Source organism: Rhodococcus sp. DMU1 (assembly GCF_012272955.1).
GTDB lineage: Bacteria > Actinomycetota > Actinomycetes > Mycobacteriales > Mycobacteriaceae > Rhodococcus > Rhodococcus aetherivorans.
The window spans coordinates 4,875,352-4,890,109 of the sequence record NZ_CP050952.1 but is presented as its reverse complement, the minus strand read 5'-3'; the positions used below and the strand labels follow the sequence as shown (position 1 = coordinate 4,890,109).

Sequence of the window (14,758 nt, the reverse complement as noted above, 5' to 3'; positions counted from 1 at the left end):
CGCGTTCGAGTCTCGCTGAGCGGGACTCCGGCGAGGGCGTCGCAGGTGCGCTCCTAGCATCCGCGTCATGACCGCAACCACCGTCGCCGCCTCCGACGTGCACGCGCTGCTCGAACGCCGGCAGCAGTACTCGCGTGACCACCTCGAGGAGTGGATGCGGCCCGAGGAACGCTCGGTGTTCCCCCCGTACGACCGGCTCGGCGCCACCGCCCAGGGCTTCACCGGCAGGCACGAGGGCAGGAACCTGCGCGGAATCGTCGTCTTCTGACCGCGACGAGAGGTCTCGCCATGGAGAGGGTGGCGTCGTTGCCGGCGGACACGCAACTGGGCCGGGTGGCCGAGCGGGTACGCCGGATCGAGGCGCTCGGGTACGACACCGTGCACGTGTCGGAAACGGTGCGGGACCCGTTCACCGTGTGCGCGCTGGCGCTGGAACACACGTCGCGGCTGACGGTGCGCACCAGCATGGTCGTGGCCTTCGCCCGGAGCCCGATGGTGACCGCGTATTCCGCGTGGGAGCTCGCCCGCTTCTCCGGGGGCCGCTTCCAGCTCGGTCTCGCGACGCAGGTCCGCGGCAACATCGTCGGCCGGTTCTCGATGCCGTGGAGCAATCCCGCCGCCCAGCTGCGCGACTACCTCGACTCCCTGCGGGCGATCTTCGGCTCGTTCGCCACCGGAGAGCCTCTGTCGCACAGCGGCACGCACTACACATTCGACCGGTTGCAGCCGTACTTCCGACCCGGCCCCGTCCATGTCCCGGCGCCGCAACTGTGGACCGGTGGCGTCAACCGGCGGATGTGTGTGCTCGCCGGTGAGTGCTCCGACGGATTCGTCACGCACCCGACGAACTCGCACCCCACGTTCCTGCGCGAACACATCCTGCCCGCACTGAGGGAGGGCGCCGAACGCCGCGGCCGGCGCGACGGCGGCCCCCGCGTCGTGGTGGTTCCCAAGGCGATCACCGGCCGCGACGACCGCGTCGTCGCGGCCGCGCGCGAGGCGGCCCGCTCCGAATTCGCGTTCCTGTACTCGACACCCGCCTACCGCGGAACGCTGGCGGCGCTCGGTCTCACCGAATTCGGTGAGCGGCTGACCAGGCTGGCGCGGGAACAGCGTTGGAACGAGATGACGGAGACGGTGAGCGACGACGTCCTGCGCACCCTCGTCCCGCACGGCACCTACGCCCAGCTGCCGGCCGTCCTCGAATCCTGGTACGGCGGCACGTGCGACGGGTTGTCGATCGACCCGCCCGAGGACCCGGCCGACGACGACGAATTCGCGGCCCTGCTCGACCGCATCCGGGCGATCCCGGTGCGGCCGGTGCGGTGAGGACCGCGGCGCCCGACGGGTCGCCTCGTCAGGCCGGTCCGCCTGCGGCCTCGCCGTTGCGCTCGGCACGACGCCCGACCTTCTCCGCCTCGGACAGATCCTCCAACCGCTCGGCGCGGGCACGCTTGTCGGCTGCCTCGCCCTGTTTGTCGGCGGCGTCCTTCAGCTGCGCCTCGGCCGGGGCGGCGGCGGCCTGCTCGGCGGCCCTGATCTGCTCCTGTTCCTTCCGCCGGGCCGATTCGACCGCCTGCGTGCGCTGTGCCGCCTCGGCGTCGGCCTGCCGTTTCGCCGCCTCGGCGCGTTGCTCGGCCTCCCGTGCGGCGGTGCGCTTGCGCTCCTCCTCACGGGCCCGGGCCTGCGCCACCTCACGCTGCCTCGCCTCGTGGGCCTCCGACTGCTGCGCCCGCGCCTGCTCGCGCTCGGCGCGCAGCGCGGCGTCGGCCTCCTGCTCCTTGCGGGCGGCCTCCTCCTCGAGGGCGCTCGCCCGGGCGAACGCGTCGGTGCGCTCGGTCATCGCGGCGCCGCGCTGCTGCACGTCGCGGGCGCCGAGGACGGTTCCCACGGTCCCGTCGAGCAGGCCGAGGCCCCGCTCGTACATCAGTCGTGGGGGTGCGTCGGGCGGGAACCGCGAGAACACCTGCTGCTCGATCATCTGCAGCGGGAATCGGAAGATCTGGTACTGAAGGCGCAACACGGCCAGGGGCACGGTGGTGATGTTCATGTCGTCTCCGCTTCGTCGGGTATGAGAGGTCAGGGCGTTTCGGCGTCGTCGCCGAGGCTCTCGGCCTTCTGCCGGGCCCGCGCGGCCTCGGCGCGCGCCTCGGCGGCCTCGTCGATCGCCTCCCGGTGTTCCTCGGTGGCATCGATCGCGTCGGCGGTGGCCTCGGCCACCCGGGCGCGCTCGGCGGACTGCGCGCGCGCCGTCTCGACGCGGGCGTCGCGTTCGGCTTCGAGCCGCCCGGCCGCGGCCCGGTGCTGCGCCTGCTGCTCGGCGACCAGATGCTCGCTCTGCTGCCGGCGGCGCACGTCCTGCTCCGCGGCCGCGGCCTCCTGCCGGACCGTCGCTCGTTCCTGCGCGCCCCGCTCGTGGATCGACCCGAGTTCGTCCGCAGCCTCCTCGGTCTCCGCCCGCGCGACGGCTTCGGCGGTGTTCGCCTCCTTGCGTGCGTGGGCCTCGGCCTGCTGGAGCTGGCCCTCGGCGGTGAGCGAGTCGTTGCCGGTCACCGCGCCCGCGACTTCCTTCGCCTTGCCCTTGATGGAATCCAGCAAGCCCTCGCGGGCTTCCGCGGACGTGCCCTCTTCGTCCATGACGTCCTGCTCCTCGGTGGTAGGGACTGTCTGTGCGGGGTTGTCCGCTACCCGGGGGTAACCCGAAATGGCCCGCGTCAATCACGCAGGTGGATTTTCGGAGTGCGGATCCGGGCCCGGCCGCCTGCGCTCCGGCGGACAATGAGGCGCGAGGATCCGGCTCAGGGGGAGGCGACGTCGATGACCGGGAACGACGGCTCGGCTCCGGACGGGAGGCTTCGACGGGTGCTCCCGGAGGCCGGAGCGCACGTCGGCGGCGGCCGCTACCGGCTGGTGGAACGGCACGGCATAGTGGGCGGCCTGCAGTGCTGGCGGGGGCGCGACACGGCCATGAACCGGACCGTCGCGCTGACCCTCGTGCCTCGCCCCGCCCCGGATGCCGGCTTCTTCCCGGGGCTGTGCGTGCGGACCGCCTCGGCGGCCTTCGAGCGGGCAGGGGCCGCGGCCCGGGTCTTCGACGTCGTCGGCGACACCGACCACTGCGTGGTGGTGGCAGAGTGGACGCGGGGCCGGTCGCTGCGCGACGTCGCCGCCGACCGCCCGGACCCGGCCGCGGCCGCACGGATGACGCTTCGCCTGGCCGAGACGGTGCGCGCCGCGCACCGGCAGTCCACCGTCCTGTGCCTGGACGATCCGGTCCGCGTCCGGGTCGGCGAGTGCGGTACCGCCGTCCTCGCCTTCCCCGCGATCCTGTCCGGTGCGGACGAGACGACCGACGTCGCCGGGCTCGGCGCGGTGCTGCGCTGCCTGCTCGGCGCCGGCGAGGCGCGCCCCGGCGCAGAGCCGATGCGGCAGCTCGCCGACGAGGCTTTGGGCGGACATGTTTGTACCGCAACCGATTTCGTCGACCGGCTGGATCGGATGCTCCCGCGTGGCGACGTGCGGTTCCGGGGCGCGGAACGCACGGCCGAAGCCGTACGCCGCCAAACCCCTTCGCCGGCACCGGAACGGTTCCCGGCGCATCGGCCGCCCGCGACCCCTCCCCGGCGCATCGCGGTCGTGCCTGCCTCGGCTGCAATGGTTCTGGTGGCGTGCCTCGCCGCGGTCGGCTGGGTCGCCGGCACCGCCCTGAGTGGCCCGGGTGGCGATTCCGTGGTGACGGCACCGACGCTGCCCGCAGTCGCCGTCGTGGCGCCGACGATCGGTGCCGGGGCGGCGCCGATCAGCGCCCCCCTCGTTCCGCTGTCCGTGCGCGCCCAGTCGCGGGACGGGACTACCGACAATGCGGTGACGGCGGACCTTGCGGCGGACGCCAACCCGAACACGGCCTGGAGCACCGACCTGTATCCCCGGCCGGTCCCGGCCGGCCGGAGCGGCGTGGGCCTGACGATCGCCTTCCCGCGGCCGGTCCGGCTCGGCGAGGTCCGGATCGACAGCCTCAGTGCCGGTTCGCGTGTCGAGATCCGAACCGCGCCCCGCGGTGGCGGCCCGCACCCCGCGGCGCAGACGATCGGCGGCGCTGTCCTCGTCTCCGGCGTGACCCGCATACCGGTGGCGGCGACGGCTGCACCGATGTCGGAGGTGCTCGTCTGGATCACGGAGCTGGCGTCGGTCGGGCCCGGCCGCTTCCGGACGTCGCTGTCCGAGGTGGGATTCAGCGGAGACGCCGGACCGTGATCGTCCGCTGGCACCTCGTCAGTCGTACGCGCGGACGTGGCGGACGACCACCCGCGGACCGTACCGTGCGCGCGCACGGGCCAGTGCCTCCGACCGCACCTGCTCCTCGGTCACTCCCGTGGGCAGGGACAGGATCAAGCTCTCCGTGCGGTGGTCCGGGTCGGCGGGATCCTCGACCAGGCACATCCAATCGAACGTTCCACCGGCGCGTCTGCGGGCCAATTCGATCCGGGCCGCCTCGACAGGCCCGCACCCCACGGCGGCATCGTGCGTCGTGCTCTGGTCCACGAGCCGCACGAGATGCTCGGTGGACCACCGGTGCACACCGCTGTTCAGCCGAACAGGATCCATCGCGTCACCGCCTCCCCGCGGCACATCCCCGGACCCTTCGCTTCGGGCGTCGAGTCCGGTGCGGGAGCTCTCCGGTGATTCTTCCACCTGTGCGGCCGGACGAGAAGGCCGGTTGCGGCGTATCCGCCGAGCGGACCGGCCGGGTGCCGGGCGTGGCGCCGGAGCACCCCGTCGGCCACGATGACTTCACACCCCGCACGTCGAATCGAAGGACGGTCCCGCAATGAGCACCCCCGAGCTGGCCCGGCACGCCTCGCGGTTGCGGGCCGATCTGCACGTGTTCGATCGACGTATCAAGGAACTGAGCGAAGAGTTCGGGCGGATCGATCGCCATTCCCACGGAGACTCCGCCGAGGCCGCGCTCCTCGAGATCCTCGACCTCCTCGCCGACGCGCGCCTGGATCTGCGCAGCGTCGACAAACATCTGGAGACGGCGGTCCGGCACGCCGAGAACCTGCACTGATCGCCGCGAGGGCACACCCGCTCCGCCGTCGGTGGCGGTTCATTCCATAATTCCATAGAATGTCGTAGTGAAGTCGGCCGCGTCTCCCGCCGGGAAGGCCCGGCGCGCGGCGACCCTGATCCCACACGTCCCCGGAGGGCGGCTCATGAACAGCCCCACGCGCCCCACCACCCCGTCCGGCGAACGGATCGGACTCGGCCTGCGCCGCAACGCCGCCCAGTTCACGCTGCTGGTGGTGGTCAACGCCCTCGTCGGCGGCATGCTCGGCCAGGAACGCACCGTGCTGCCGCTGCTCGCCGAGGAGGAATTCGGCATCCGCGCCTACACCGCCGGCCTGTCGTTCATCCTCGTCTTCGGCCTGTCGAAGGCGATCACCAACTATTTCGCGGGCACCTTCTCCGACCGGTACGGGCGCAAACCGGTGCTCGTGGCCGGCTGGCTGGTCGCAGTCCCGGTGCCGCTGCTGCTCATCTGGGCTCCGTCGTGGGGCTGGGTGATCTTCGCCAACGTGCTGCTCGGCATCAGCCAGGGACTGACCTGGTCCACCACGGTGGTGATGAAGATCGACCTCGTCGGCCCGGCCCGCCGGGGGCTCGCGATGGGACTGAACGAGGCCGCGGGGTATGCCGCCGTCGCCGCGACCGCGCTCGCCACCGGCTACCTGGCCGAGGCCTACGGTCTGCGGCCGGCGCCGTTCCTGCTCGGCATCGCCTTCGCGGCGCTCGGCCTGGGACTGTCCACCCTCGCAGTGAAGGAGACCCGCGAACACGCGCGCCTCGAAGCCGTCGGCCACGTGGCCCGCGCCGACGGACGCCACGACCACCTGCACGACAAGCTCACCGACCGGCAGGTGTTCGTCCAGACCAGCTTCAAGGAACCGGCACTGTCGTCCGCCAGCCAGGCCGGCCTGGTCAACAACCTCAACGACGGCCTCGCCTGGGGCCTGTTCCCGATCCTGTTCGCCGCGGCCGGCCTCTCGGTCGGCCGAATCGGCGTCCTCGCCGCGCTGTACCCGGCCGTGTGGGGAGTCGGCCAGCTGGTCACCGGCGCGCTGTCGGACCGGTGGGGCCGCAAGTGGATGATCGTCGCCGGCATGTGGCTGCAGGCCCTCGCCCTGGCCGTGATCGCCGTCTCGGATGCGTTCCTGCCGTGGGCGATCGCCGCGGTGGCGCTCGGCGCCGGCACCGCGCTGGTCTACCCGACCCTGCTCGCCTCGATCGGCGACGTCGCCCACCCCGCCTGGCGGGCACGGTCCGTGGGCGTGTACCGGCTCTGGCGCGACGGCGGATTCGCCGCCGGCGCCCTGCTGGCCGGTATCGTCGCCGACGCGTTCGGCGTCCACGCCGCCGTGTGGGTCGTGGCCGCGCTGACCGCCCTGTCCGGGCTGATCGTCGCGGTGCGCATGTACGAGACCCACCCCCGACCTGCCCGCGTCGCACAGGAGGACCCCGCCCATGGCTGACCGAGCCGCCAAGGATGCCCTCTTCGGGGAGTTCGCCGCCGTCGGCAAGGTGCTCGGCAACCCCGCGCGCCTGGAACTGCTCGACCTGCTCGCGCAGGGCCCGCGCAGCGTGGACGAGCTCGCCGTCGCCGCCGGGCTCGGGGTGAGCACCTGCTCGGCGCACCTGCAGACGCTGCGCGCGGCCGGGCTGGTGCAGTCCCGCCGCGACGGCAAGCGGATCTTCTACTCGCTCGCCGGGGACGACGTGGCCGTCCTGTGGGACACCCTGCGCCGCGTCGCCCAGCGGCACCGCCCGCACACCGAGCTCGCCCGTCGCGCGTATCTCGGCCCGGACGACACCACGGCCGTCGGCACCGAGGAACTGCTGCACCGTCTCGAGACCGGCGAGGTGGTCCTGCTCGACGTGCGCCCCGAGGCCGAATACGCCGCCGGGCACCTGCCCGGCGCGCTGCACGTGCCACTCGACGAGCTGACCGAGCGGCTCGCGGACCTGCCGGCGGGCCGCGAGATCGTCGCCTACTGCCGCGGCCGGTACTGCGTGCTCGCCCACGACGCCGTCCGGCTGCTGCACACCCACGGCGTGCCCGCCCGGCGCGCCGCCGACGGTGTGCTCGAGTGGCGACTCGCCGGGCTGCCCGTCGACTCGGACGTCGCCTGACCGCCTCCGCGACGTTCGCGTCCGGTTCAGTTCCGGGTCACGCGCCGGCCACCGAACCGGGCTTTCCGGTACCTACGGTCCGAAGGACTCGACCGGATCGATGGAGGTATCGAAACAGTGACGACGGCACCACTGAATCGCCGCGGGTTCCTCGGACGCACCGCGCTGGCCGGACTCGGCGTGGCCCTCGCCGGCAGCGTCGAGGCGATCGTCCGCCCCGGACTTGCGTCCGCCGTGCCCGGCACGGCGATCGGCTACGGCCCGCTCGTCCCGGATCCCAACCGCATTCTCGCCCTGCCTGTGGGCTTTTCGTACACCGTGGTGTCGCGCTCCGGGGAGACGACCCTCGACGACGGCACGCCCGTCCCCAGCGATCCCGACGCCAACGGCGTGTTCGCGCACGGCAACGGTTCCACGATCGTGACCAACCACGAGATCGGCAAGGACGAGCCGTTCGGCGTGCCCGTCGTCGACGGCCTGACCTACGACCCCGGCGCCCGAGGCGGCACCACCACCGTCACGGTGGGGCCGAACGGGCAGCGCACGGGCCAGTACGTCAGCCTGGCCGGCACCGTGAACAACTGCGCCGGCGGAATCACCCCGTGGGGCACGTGGCTGACGTGCGAGGAAACCGAGGCACGCGCCGGCTCCAAGGGATTCACGCTCGACCACGGATACGTCTTCGAGGTCGACCCCGCGAGCCAGGAAGCCAACCGCGGCAAGAGCCCGGTGCCGCTGAAGTTCCTCGGCCGGTACGCGCACGAGGCCGTCGCCGTGGACCCGGCATCGAGCGCGATCTACCTCACCGAGGACGCCGACGAGCCCAACGGCCTGTTCTTCCGGTGGACGCCGCCGCAGGGTTTCCGCGGCGGGCCGGGCGCCCTGCGTGAACTCGCCGTGTCGCCGGGCGGCGACACGGCGGGCAGCCTGCAGGCGATGAAGTGCCTCGACGGCGGCACGCACGTGCCCGACCTGTCGCAGGCCACCGAGCCGGGCGTGCGCTACGCGGTGGAGTGGGTCGACGTCCCCGACCGCGACGCCGCCACCACGCCGGTGCGCGCACAGTTCGCCGCCGACGAGGTCACCCGCAGTCGCAAGCTCGAGGGCCAGTGGTGGGGCGACGGCGGCGCCTACTTCGTCGCCAGCTACGCCCGCACCAGCGACGGCAGCGTCGCCGAGCACGACGGCCAGGTGTGGTTCTACGATCCGGCCTCGCAGACGGTCACGCTGAAGACGCTGTTCGGGGTCAACCCCGACCCGTCCGTCGACACCGGCAACTACGACGGTCCCGACAACATCACCGTCTCGCCGTACGGCGGCGTGATCCTCGCCGAGGACGGCGACGGCATCAGCCACCTCATCGGCGTCACCGCCGAGGGACAGCCGTTCGCCATCGCCCGCAACGAACTCAACGACAGCGAGTTCTGCGGACCGGCGTTCAGTGCCGACGGCAAGACCCTGTTCGTCAACATCCAGTCGCCCGGGCTGGTCCTTGCCATTACCGGGCCGTGGCGTCGTCCGATCAACTGATCGCACGGCCCGCGCGGCGCCGCGCGGGCCGTGCGTGTCAGGCGGACCAGGACCGCCAGCGCAGATCGGCGATCCGGAGCACCGGCCCCGCCGGGCGGGCGGCGCGGTACTGGGCGTACTTGACGGCGAGCGCATCGAGACCGGCCGTGCCGACCGCGGAGCGCGGGTCGTGGACGGTGGCGGTGCCGTCGAGGCGTACCCACCACAGGTGCGTCCAGTCCTCCTCGTAGTGGTCGACGAGCACGGTGACGTGCGGGTTGCCCTCGATGTTGCGCAGGCGCCGCAGCCGGCGCGTCGTCTTCGGTTTGTCGTCGACGCAGGTGTAGAGGACGTCGCCGGCGAGCGCGAACACGATCGGGACGAGGTGCGGGCGCCCGTCGGGCCCGGCGGTGGCGAGCCGTGCGACGCGGGCGGCGGTGACGAGAGCGCGTGCGTCCACACCCCCCACGGTAGGCGCCCGCCGGCCGTTACCTTCTCGGTCCGGGGATCCGCCTGTCGGGGCCGAACCGCGAGCCCGCGAGGCCCGGCGGCGCCGGCCGCCAGTTGTACTGGTTCTGCGGCGGCGGGGATTCCAGGTCGGCCCAGGCTTCCCGCGCCCAGGACTCGGCCTCCGGTCCCGGGCCGAAATCGATGCCCAGCGACGGGTCGTGGGTGCAGATCACCCAACGGTGACCGTCGGGAGTCTCGTGGATGCGGTAGTGCCGTGCCGTCGTGGGGTCGGGGAGAGGTGCCATGGGGACCGGGTTCCCCGCGGCGCGGCGAATCATGTCGGGCGCATTCCTCAGGTGCTGCCGAGGCGCTGCGGCCGGGCCGTGTCCGCTTCCACCCGAAGCACATCGAGGACGACGTCGCCGTCGACGGTCTCCTCCTCGACGAGGATCGCGGCCAGCCGGTCCAGCGCCGTCCGATGCTGCGTCAGGAGCGCGACCGCCCGTTCCTCGGCGGCCCGCAGCAGCCGGGCGACCTCGCGGTCCACGAGCTGCTGGGTGTGTTCCGAGTAGGGCCGCACGAGGCTCCGGTCGCTGGTGTCGGCATGGAGGTAGTTGGGATCGCCGGAGCCGTACCCCACCGGGCCGAACGCTTCGGACAGCCCGAATTCCCGCACCATGCGCACGGCGATCCGGGTCGCGCCGCTCAGATCGTCGGCGGCGCCGGTCGAGCCCTCCCCGAACACGACGATCTCCGCGGCCCGCCCACCCACCCGCACGGTGAGCAGATCGTTGAGATATCCCTCGCTGTAGAGGTGGCGTTCGACCTCGGGGAGCTGCTGGGTCGATCCCAGCGCCATGCCCGCGGGCAGGATCGTCACCTTCGCCACCGGGTCGGCGTGCGGGCACAGGGCCGCGAGCAGCGCGTGACCCGATTCGTGCACCGCCACCGAGGTCCGTTCCTCGGGGAGCAGGGCGTTGGCGCTCTCGCGGCGGCCGAGCAGCAGGCGGTCGCGCGCGGACGACAAGTCGTCGGCGCAGATGACGGTGCGGTCGTCGCGGACGGCGTTGATCGCGGCCTCGTTGACCAGGTTCGCCAGATCCGCACCCGAGAACCCCGGGGTGGCCCGCGCGAGCACACTCAGATCGACGTCGGGCCCGAGGTGTTTGCCCTGTAGGTGCACCGAGAGGATCGCGGCCCGTTCCGACTGGGTGGGCAGGGGGATGACCACCGTGCGGTCGAACCGGCCCGGCCGCAGCAGTGCCGGATCGAGCGCCTCCGGGCGGTTCGTCGCTGCCAGCACCACGATGCCGACGCTCTGATCGAAGCCGTCCATCTCGGCCAGCAACTGGTTGAGCGTCTGCTCCCGCTCGTCGTTTCCGGCGTAGGTCCCGACGCCGCGCTTGCTGCCGATGGCGTCGATCTCGTCGATGAAGATGATCGACGGGGGGCTCTTGCGGGCCTGCTCGAACAGGTCCCGCACGCGGGAGGCGCCGACGCCGACGAACATCTCCACGAACTCCGAGCCCGTGACGGACAGGAAGCGCACCTCTGCTTCACCCGCCACCGCGCGGGCCAGCAGCGTCTTGCCGGTGCCCGGCGGGCCGATCATCAGCACGCCGCGGGGACCCTTCGCGCCGGCGGCCGCGTACTTCTCCGGATCCCGCAGGAAGTCGACGACCTCGCTGATCTCCTGCTTGACGCCGTCGTATCCGGCGACGTCGGCGAAGCGGGTGGTCGGCCGGTTCGCCTCGATCACCCGGGCCTTCGAGCGGCCGAACGTTCCGATGCCCCCGATACCGCCGGCGCCGCCGCTGAATGCGCGCTGCGCCCGGCGGCCGAGCCACAGCAGCAGTCCCGCGAACACCACGAAGGGCAGCATGCTGAACAGAATCGCCCCCCACGGGCTGTCGTCGGTCTGTTCCGCGCTGACCCGGACCTGCTTCGCCTGCAGCTTGTTGTCGAGCCCGGCGAGGTCCAGCGCGGTGGGTAGCTGGGTGACGAATTCGGTTCCATCGGAAAGTGTTCCGTAGACCGATCCCTTGTCGTCGATCGTCACCTCTTCCACGGTGCCCGCATCGACCCGGTCCACGAAGTCGCTGTAGGTCAGGGTGCTCGAGGTCGGGGTCTGCAGGGCCAGGGCGACCACCAGGCCGCCGAGCAGGACGGCGACCGCGACCAGCTGCCACCACAGGCCCGAGGACGGCGCCGGCGGGGGCGGCGGGTCCGGGGGAGGCCCCGATCGCGCCGACCGTGAGTGGTGAACGGAGAAGAACCTGGTCCGTGTGATCATTCGGCGCTCTCCTGACCTGTCCGTGTCGGATCCACGGTATCCGGACGCACGGAGGTCCTCACCCGTGTCAGCAGGATCGACGAGAGACTGTCGAGTGTGGCGGCGAACCTCGACGTCGGTATCGCAGGGTTCGCCGCCACGGTCCGGGGCTCAGGCCCGGACGGGGACCGGTCGGGGCGGCGGTGCCTCGGCAAGTTCACGGACGAGGTCCTCGGCGGCGGGCCAGTGGCCGTAGCCGGCGGCGGGGTTGAGGTGCCCGACCGGTCCGGCGTCGACGAGTCTGCTGCCCCAGTGCCGCGCGAGAGCGGCGGCCCGGTCGAACCCACAGAGCGGGTCGTTGCTGCTGGCGGCGACGATGCTGGGAAACCGCAGCGGTGTGCGCGGGGTGGGATACCAGCCGTTGTCGCGTAGCTGCTCGGGGGTGGGGTAGCCGGCGGGCAGCGCGACGGTGAGGTCGGGTGGGGTGGCCAACAACGCGCCCACGACGCGGTGGTCGTGGCGCTGGGCCCACGCCACGGTGATCATCACACCGGCGCTGTGCGCGACCAGCAGCACCGGGCCGGTCGTGCCGGCGACGACCTCGTCGAGGGCGGCGACGCGGGCGGCGAGACCGAACTTGTCGCGCTGCAGCGGCTCGACCGTGGTCACCTTCGGCAGCCGCGCGGCGAGCAGGGTCTGCCAGTGCTCGGCGACGTGGCCGCGCAGGCCCGGCACGATCACCACGGTCGTGGTATCGAGGGTGCTCACTTGTCGGCTCCGGTCTGCTGCGCGGGGGTGGCGGACAGGGTGGCGAGCTTGCGGACGCCGGCGGGGTAGACGCGCTTGCCGGCCAGCAGCACCGCGACCGCGCCCAGGTAGACGAGCGGCGCAAGTTGCAGAGCATTGGCGAGGCTGATCCTGTCCGCGAGGACACCGACGACGAACGGGCCCGCGGCCAGCCCGAGCAGGCTGTTGGCCAGGGTGGTGGTGCCGAACGCCGACGCCCGCACGGTGGGGTGGGTCAGATTGGCGACCATCGCGGTGACCGCGCCGGTGGAGCCGGCGGAGAAGAACGCGCCCAGTCCGAGCAGCACCAGCTGGGCGGTGCCGACCGGCAGCCGGAACCCGACGATCAGCAGTACCCCGGCGGCGAGGCTGATCGCGATCGCGACTGTCCACTTGCGGGCCGGGTCGATGCGGGCGGCCCGGTCGGCGACGATGCCGCACACGATCATGCCGGCGCCGATGAGCAGCACGAAGACCGCGGCCATCGCGGCGGCCTTGTCCGCGGCCAGCCCGTAGGAGCGGCCGAAGAAGCTGGGCAGCCACGCCATCAGCGCGGCGGCGGTGAACATCTGCAGCCCGCCGCCGATGTAGGCGCACAGCACCGCGGGGTTGGTGAACAGGCTCGAGATCGGGGCACGTGCAACCGGGCCCGGCGCCTCGGTGTGGGTGGTGTTCGTGTCGTCGTCGATGGCGTGGCGGGCGAGCTTGCGCTCGCTGACCAGGGCCCAGAACAGCGCGACCAGGATCAGCCCGAAGATCGCCATCGACGCGAAGGACCAGCGCCAGGACAGCTGCACGGCGATGACCCCGCCGAATGCGACGCCGATCACCGACCCGAACGAGCCGCCGGCCATGAACGCACCCGAGAGCGAGGCCCGCAGCCGCGGCGCGAACACGCTGAGCACGACCGCGATACCGACGCTGCCGTAGGCGGCCTCACCGACCCCGACCAGGAACCGGGCGCCGAGCATCTGCTCGTAGGAGCCCGCCACCGCGCACAGCAGGGTCGCCACGCTCCACAACGCGGCCATCACGACGAGGCTGCGCACCCGGCCCCACCGGTCGGCGAGCATCGACAGCGGCAGGGTGAGCAACCCGACCATCAACGCGACCACGCTGTTCAGCGATGCGAGGTGCGAATCCGACAGCGACCATTCGGCTTTCAGGAACGGGAACACCGCACTGAGGACCTGCCGGGACATGTAGTCCGACAGCAGCAGCCCGAAGGTGAGTGCGAACACGAGCCACGGGTAGAACCGGGATCGCCCGCTGCGGCGAGACGGCGCCGACACGGTCGCGGTCCGCTCCGGCGCGGTGGGGGTGAGAGAGGACATGATCTTCCTAAACCTCGGGTGGGGTGGGGAGGAGCGCGATGGCTGGGGGTGAAGTTTGTGGTGCTGACGGCCGGTGGGAGAAAGGGTTTCGCGTGCCCGGGGGCGCGGCACGGGGCGTGGTGTCACGCCCCGCGGGTCACGCGGATGCTGCGTCAGGCGTGCTGGGTGAAGCCGCGCTGGCCGGGGCGGCGGTTGGGCGCGAAGCCGATCTTGGCGAGGGTCTCCTCGGCGCTGGTGTAGTGCTCGTCGAGCTTGTAGATCTCGCGGGCCTCCTTGCCGGTGGCGACCTCGCGACCGAGTTCGTTCGCGATGCGGACGAGCTGTTCGACCTGCGCCACGGAGGTCATCTTCTCGCCCTTGCGGCCCCACAGGGTGTCCTCGGTGCCGCAGCGGGCGTGCAGGCCCATCGCGATGGCCATGGTGTTGACCGGCAGTACGCTGCGCATCAGGGTTTCCAGGGTGAGCACCGCCCCGTCGGGTGTGCGGCGGATGAACTCCATCATGTTGTACGGGTTGGGGCCGTCGAAGCCGCCGCCGATGCCGACCCAGGTCACCATCAGCGGGCCGGTGTAGACGCCGCGACGGATCAACCGCTCCACGGTCTCGAGCTGGGCGATGTTGGCGAGCTGGAAGTGCGGCTGGATACCGTTGGCCTGCAGCCGGCGCAGGTGCTCCTCGACCCAGCCCGGCCCGGCCGGGACGGTCATCTCGCGGTAGGCGTCGTAGACCTCGGGGCGCTCGAAGGAGGTGCCGGCGATGTCGTCGGCGGTCATCAGCTCGACGATGTTCATCTGATTGGTGTTGATCGCGATGGTGACCTGGTCGGGCTTGGGGTCGAGTTCGGCGAGCATGTGGCGGGTGTCGTCGGAGAGCCACTTCGCGTCCGCGCCCTCGCCTTCGGGTGCGAACGAGATCGAGCCGCCGACCTGCAGGATCATCTCGGGTACCGCCTCGCGCAGCCGTGCCAGCAGCTCGTTGAACTTCGAGAGCCGCTTGGAGCCCTTGCCGTCGAGTTCCCGCACGTGGATGTGCAGCACGGTCGCGCCGGCCTCGTAGCAGTCCACCGCCTTCTGCACGTGCTCGTCCATGGTCAGTGGCAGGTCCTCGGCGAAGTCGTCGATGTCCCACTCCGGGCCGTAGGGGGCGACGGTGATGACCAGCTTCTCCTGGTTCTCCGGGAACAGGGCGTCGTCGTGGAAGTGCATGGTGGTGCTCCGAT

The 14,758-nt window shown here is 71.9% G+C and carries 16 protein-coding genes; 7 read left to right on the top strand and 9 right to left on the bottom strand.

Features of this window, described 5'->3' with window-relative positions; translation table 11 throughout:
- Positions 1-67 precede the first annotated feature (67 nt).
- Both HFP48_RS22235 and HFP48_RS22230 read left to right on the top strand, forming a co-directional pair.
- A complete protein-coding gene (locus HFP48_RS22235; protein WP_168578825.1) occupies positions 68-268 on the top strand; it encodes a hypothetical protein in 201 nt (66 codons plus the stop codon).
- A 20-nt stretch (positions 269-288) separates the two neighbouring features.
- A complete protein-coding gene (locus HFP48_RS22230) occupies positions 289-1,329 on the top strand; it encodes a TIGR03617 family F420-dependent LLM class oxidoreductase (RefSeq protein WP_029545838.1) in 1,041 nt (346 codons plus the stop codon).
- A 28-nt stretch (positions 1,330-1,357) separates the two neighbouring features.
- Here the strand turns inward: HFP48_RS22230 and HFP48_RS22225 are convergent, their stop codons facing one another.
- Entirely contained in the window at positions 1,358-2,050 is a 693-nt protein-coding gene (locus tag HFP48_RS22225; RefSeq protein WP_050035839.1) for an IF2 family translation initiation factor, read from the bottom strand.
- A 29-nt stretch (positions 2,051-2,079) separates the two neighbouring features.
- A complete protein-coding gene (locus HFP48_RS22220; protein WP_168580062.1) occupies positions 2,080-2,637 on the bottom strand; it encodes a CsbD family protein in 558 nt (185 codons plus the stop codon).
- Between the two features lie 180 nt (positions 2,638-2,817).
- On the opposite strand from HFP48_RS22220, the gene HFP48_RS22215 reads away from it, so the two are divergent.
- The gene (locus HFP48_RS22215; RefSeq protein WP_168580061.1) at positions 2,818-4,254 is read left to right on the top strand and encodes a hypothetical protein; all 1,437 of its coding nucleotides are present in this window, start codon (positions 2,818-2,820) and stop codon (positions 4,252-4,254) included.
- Positions 4,255-4,272: 18 nt separating this feature from the next.
- Here HFP48_RS22215 and HFP48_RS22210 read toward each other — a convergent pair whose 3' ends face one another.
- Positions 4,273-4,605, bottom strand: coding sequence for a hypothetical protein (locus HFP48_RS22210; RefSeq protein WP_029545834.1), 333 nt, complete (start codon positions 4,603-4,605; stop codon positions 4,273-4,275).
- 223 nt (positions 4,606-4,828) lie between these two features.
- Here HFP48_RS22210 and HFP48_RS22205 point away from each other — a divergent pair, with 223 nt between their 5' ends.
- The 4 genes from HFP48_RS22205 (at position 4,829) to HFP48_RS22190 (ending at position 8,718) form a co-directional block, all read left to right on the top strand.
- Positions 4,829-5,068: a hypothetical protein gene (locus HFP48_RS22205; protein WP_006939756.1), complete on the top strand. Its 240-nt coding sequence runs from the start codon at positions 4,829-4,831 to the stop codon at positions 5,066-5,068.
- A 145-nt stretch (positions 5,069-5,213) separates the two neighbouring features.
- Positions 5,214-6,530: an MFS transporter gene (locus HFP48_RS22200; protein ID WP_006939757.1), complete on the top strand. Its 1,317-nt coding sequence runs from the start codon at positions 5,214-5,216 to the stop codon at positions 6,528-6,530.
- The gene (locus tag HFP48_RS22195; RefSeq protein ID WP_168580060.1) at positions 6,523-7,188 is read left to right on the top strand and encodes a metalloregulator ArsR/SmtB family transcription factor; all 666 of its coding nucleotides are present in this window, start codon (positions 6,523-6,525) and stop codon (positions 7,186-7,188) included. The genes HFP48_RS22200 and HFP48_RS22195 overlap by 8 nt, the downstream gene beginning before the upstream one ends.
- Positions 7,189-7,305: 117 nt before the next feature.
- Entirely contained in the window at positions 7,306-8,718 is a 1,413-nt protein-coding gene (locus HFP48_RS22190) for an alkaline phosphatase PhoX (protein WP_168580059.1), read from the top strand.
- A 37-nt stretch (positions 8,719-8,755) separates the two neighbouring features.
- Here the strand turns inward: HFP48_RS22190 and HFP48_RS22185 are convergent, their stop codons facing one another.
- From HFP48_RS22185 to HFP48_RS22160, 6 genes are all read right to left on the bottom strand, one after another.
- Positions 8,756-9,157, bottom strand: a complete 402-nt coding sequence (locus tag HFP48_RS22185; protein WP_050035835.1) for a TIGR03668 family PPOX class F420-dependent oxidoreductase — start codon at positions 9,155-9,157, stop codon at positions 8,756-8,758.
- 28 nt (positions 9,158-9,185) lie between these two features.
- Entirely contained in the window at positions 9,186-9,452 is a 267-nt protein-coding gene (locus HFP48_RS22180; RefSeq protein ID WP_029545826.1) for a hypothetical protein, read from the bottom strand.
- A gap of 47 nt (positions 9,453-9,499) precedes the next feature.
- Positions 9,500-11,440 carry an ATP-dependent zinc metalloprotease FtsH gene (gene ftsH, locus HFP48_RS22175; protein ID WP_246872457.1) on the bottom strand — a complete coding sequence of 647 codons (1,941 nt, stop codon included), beginning with the start codon at positions 11,438-11,440 and terminating at the stop codon, positions 9,500-9,502.
- Positions 11,441-11,590: 150 nt separating this feature from the next.
- Positions 11,591-12,187: an alpha/beta hydrolase gene (locus tag HFP48_RS22170; protein WP_168580058.1), complete on the bottom strand. Its 597-nt coding sequence runs from the start codon at positions 12,185-12,187 to the stop codon at positions 11,591-11,593.
- Positions 12,184-13,539 carry an MFS transporter gene (locus tag HFP48_RS22165; protein WP_006937064.1) on the bottom strand — a complete coding sequence of 452 codons (1,356 nt, stop codon included), beginning with the start codon at positions 13,537-13,539 and terminating at the stop codon, positions 12,184-12,186. Before HFP48_RS22165 ends, HFP48_RS22170 begins: the two co-directional genes overlap by 4 nt.
- 152 nt (positions 13,540-13,691) lie before the next feature.
- Positions 13,692-14,744, bottom strand: a complete 1,053-nt coding sequence (locus tag HFP48_RS22160; protein WP_006937062.1) for a 3-keto-5-aminohexanoate cleavage protein — start codon at positions 14,742-14,744, stop codon at positions 13,692-13,694.
- Positions 14,745-14,758 lie beyond the last annotated feature (14 nt).

What these genes read in the sequence shown, in the direction of transcription:
- HFP48_RS22235 (WP_168578825.1), top strand. Translation starts at nt 68, where the DNA reads ATGACCGCAACCACCGTCGCCGCCTCCGACGTGCACGCGCTGCTCGAA.
- HFP48_RS22230 (WP_029545838.1), top strand. Translation starts at nt 289, where the DNA reads ATGGAGAGGGTGGCGTCGTTGCCGGCGGACACGCAACTGGGCCGGGTG.
- HFP48_RS22225 (WP_050035839.1), bottom strand. Translation starts at nt 2,050, where the DNA reads ATGAACATCACCACCGTGCCCCTGGCCGTGTTGCGCCTTCAGTACCAG.
- HFP48_RS22220 (WP_168580062.1), bottom strand. Translation starts at nt 2,637, where the DNA reads ATGGACGAAGAGGGCACGTCCGCGGAAGCCCGCGAGGGCTTGCTGGAT.
- HFP48_RS22215 (WP_168580061.1), top strand. Translation starts at nt 2,818, where the DNA reads ATGACCGGGAACGACGGCTCGGCTCCGGACGGGAGGCTTCGACGGGTG.
- HFP48_RS22210 (WP_029545834.1), bottom strand. Translation starts at nt 4,605, where the DNA reads ATGGATCCTGTTCGGCTGAACAGCGGTGTGCACCGGTGGTCCACCGAG.
- HFP48_RS22205 (WP_006939756.1), top strand. Translation starts at nt 4,829, where the DNA reads ATGAGCACCCCCGAGCTGGCCCGGCACGCCTCGCGGTTGCGGGCCGAT.
- HFP48_RS22200 (WP_006939757.1), top strand. Translation starts at nt 5,214, where the DNA reads ATGAACAGCCCCACGCGCCCCACCACCCCGTCCGGCGAACGGATCGGA.
- HFP48_RS22195 (WP_168580060.1), top strand. Translation starts at nt 6,523, where the DNA reads ATGGCTGACCGAGCCGCCAAGGATGCCCTCTTCGGGGAGTTCGCCGCC.
- HFP48_RS22180 (WP_029545826.1), bottom strand. Translation starts at nt 9,452, where the DNA reads ATGGCACCTCTCCCCGACCCCACGACGGCACGGCACTACCGCATCCAC.
- ftsH (WP_246872457.1), bottom strand. Translation starts at nt 11,440, where the DNA reads ATGATCACACGGACCAGGTTCTTCTCCGTTCACCACTCACGGTCGGCG.
- HFP48_RS22165 (WP_006937064.1), bottom strand. Translation starts at nt 13,539, where the DNA reads ATGTCCTCTCTCACCCCCACCGCGCCGGAGCGGACCGCGACCGTGTCG.
- HFP48_RS22160 (WP_006937062.1), bottom strand. Translation starts at nt 14,744, where the DNA reads ATGCACTTCCACGACGACGCCCTGTTCCCGGAGAACCAGGAGAAGCTG.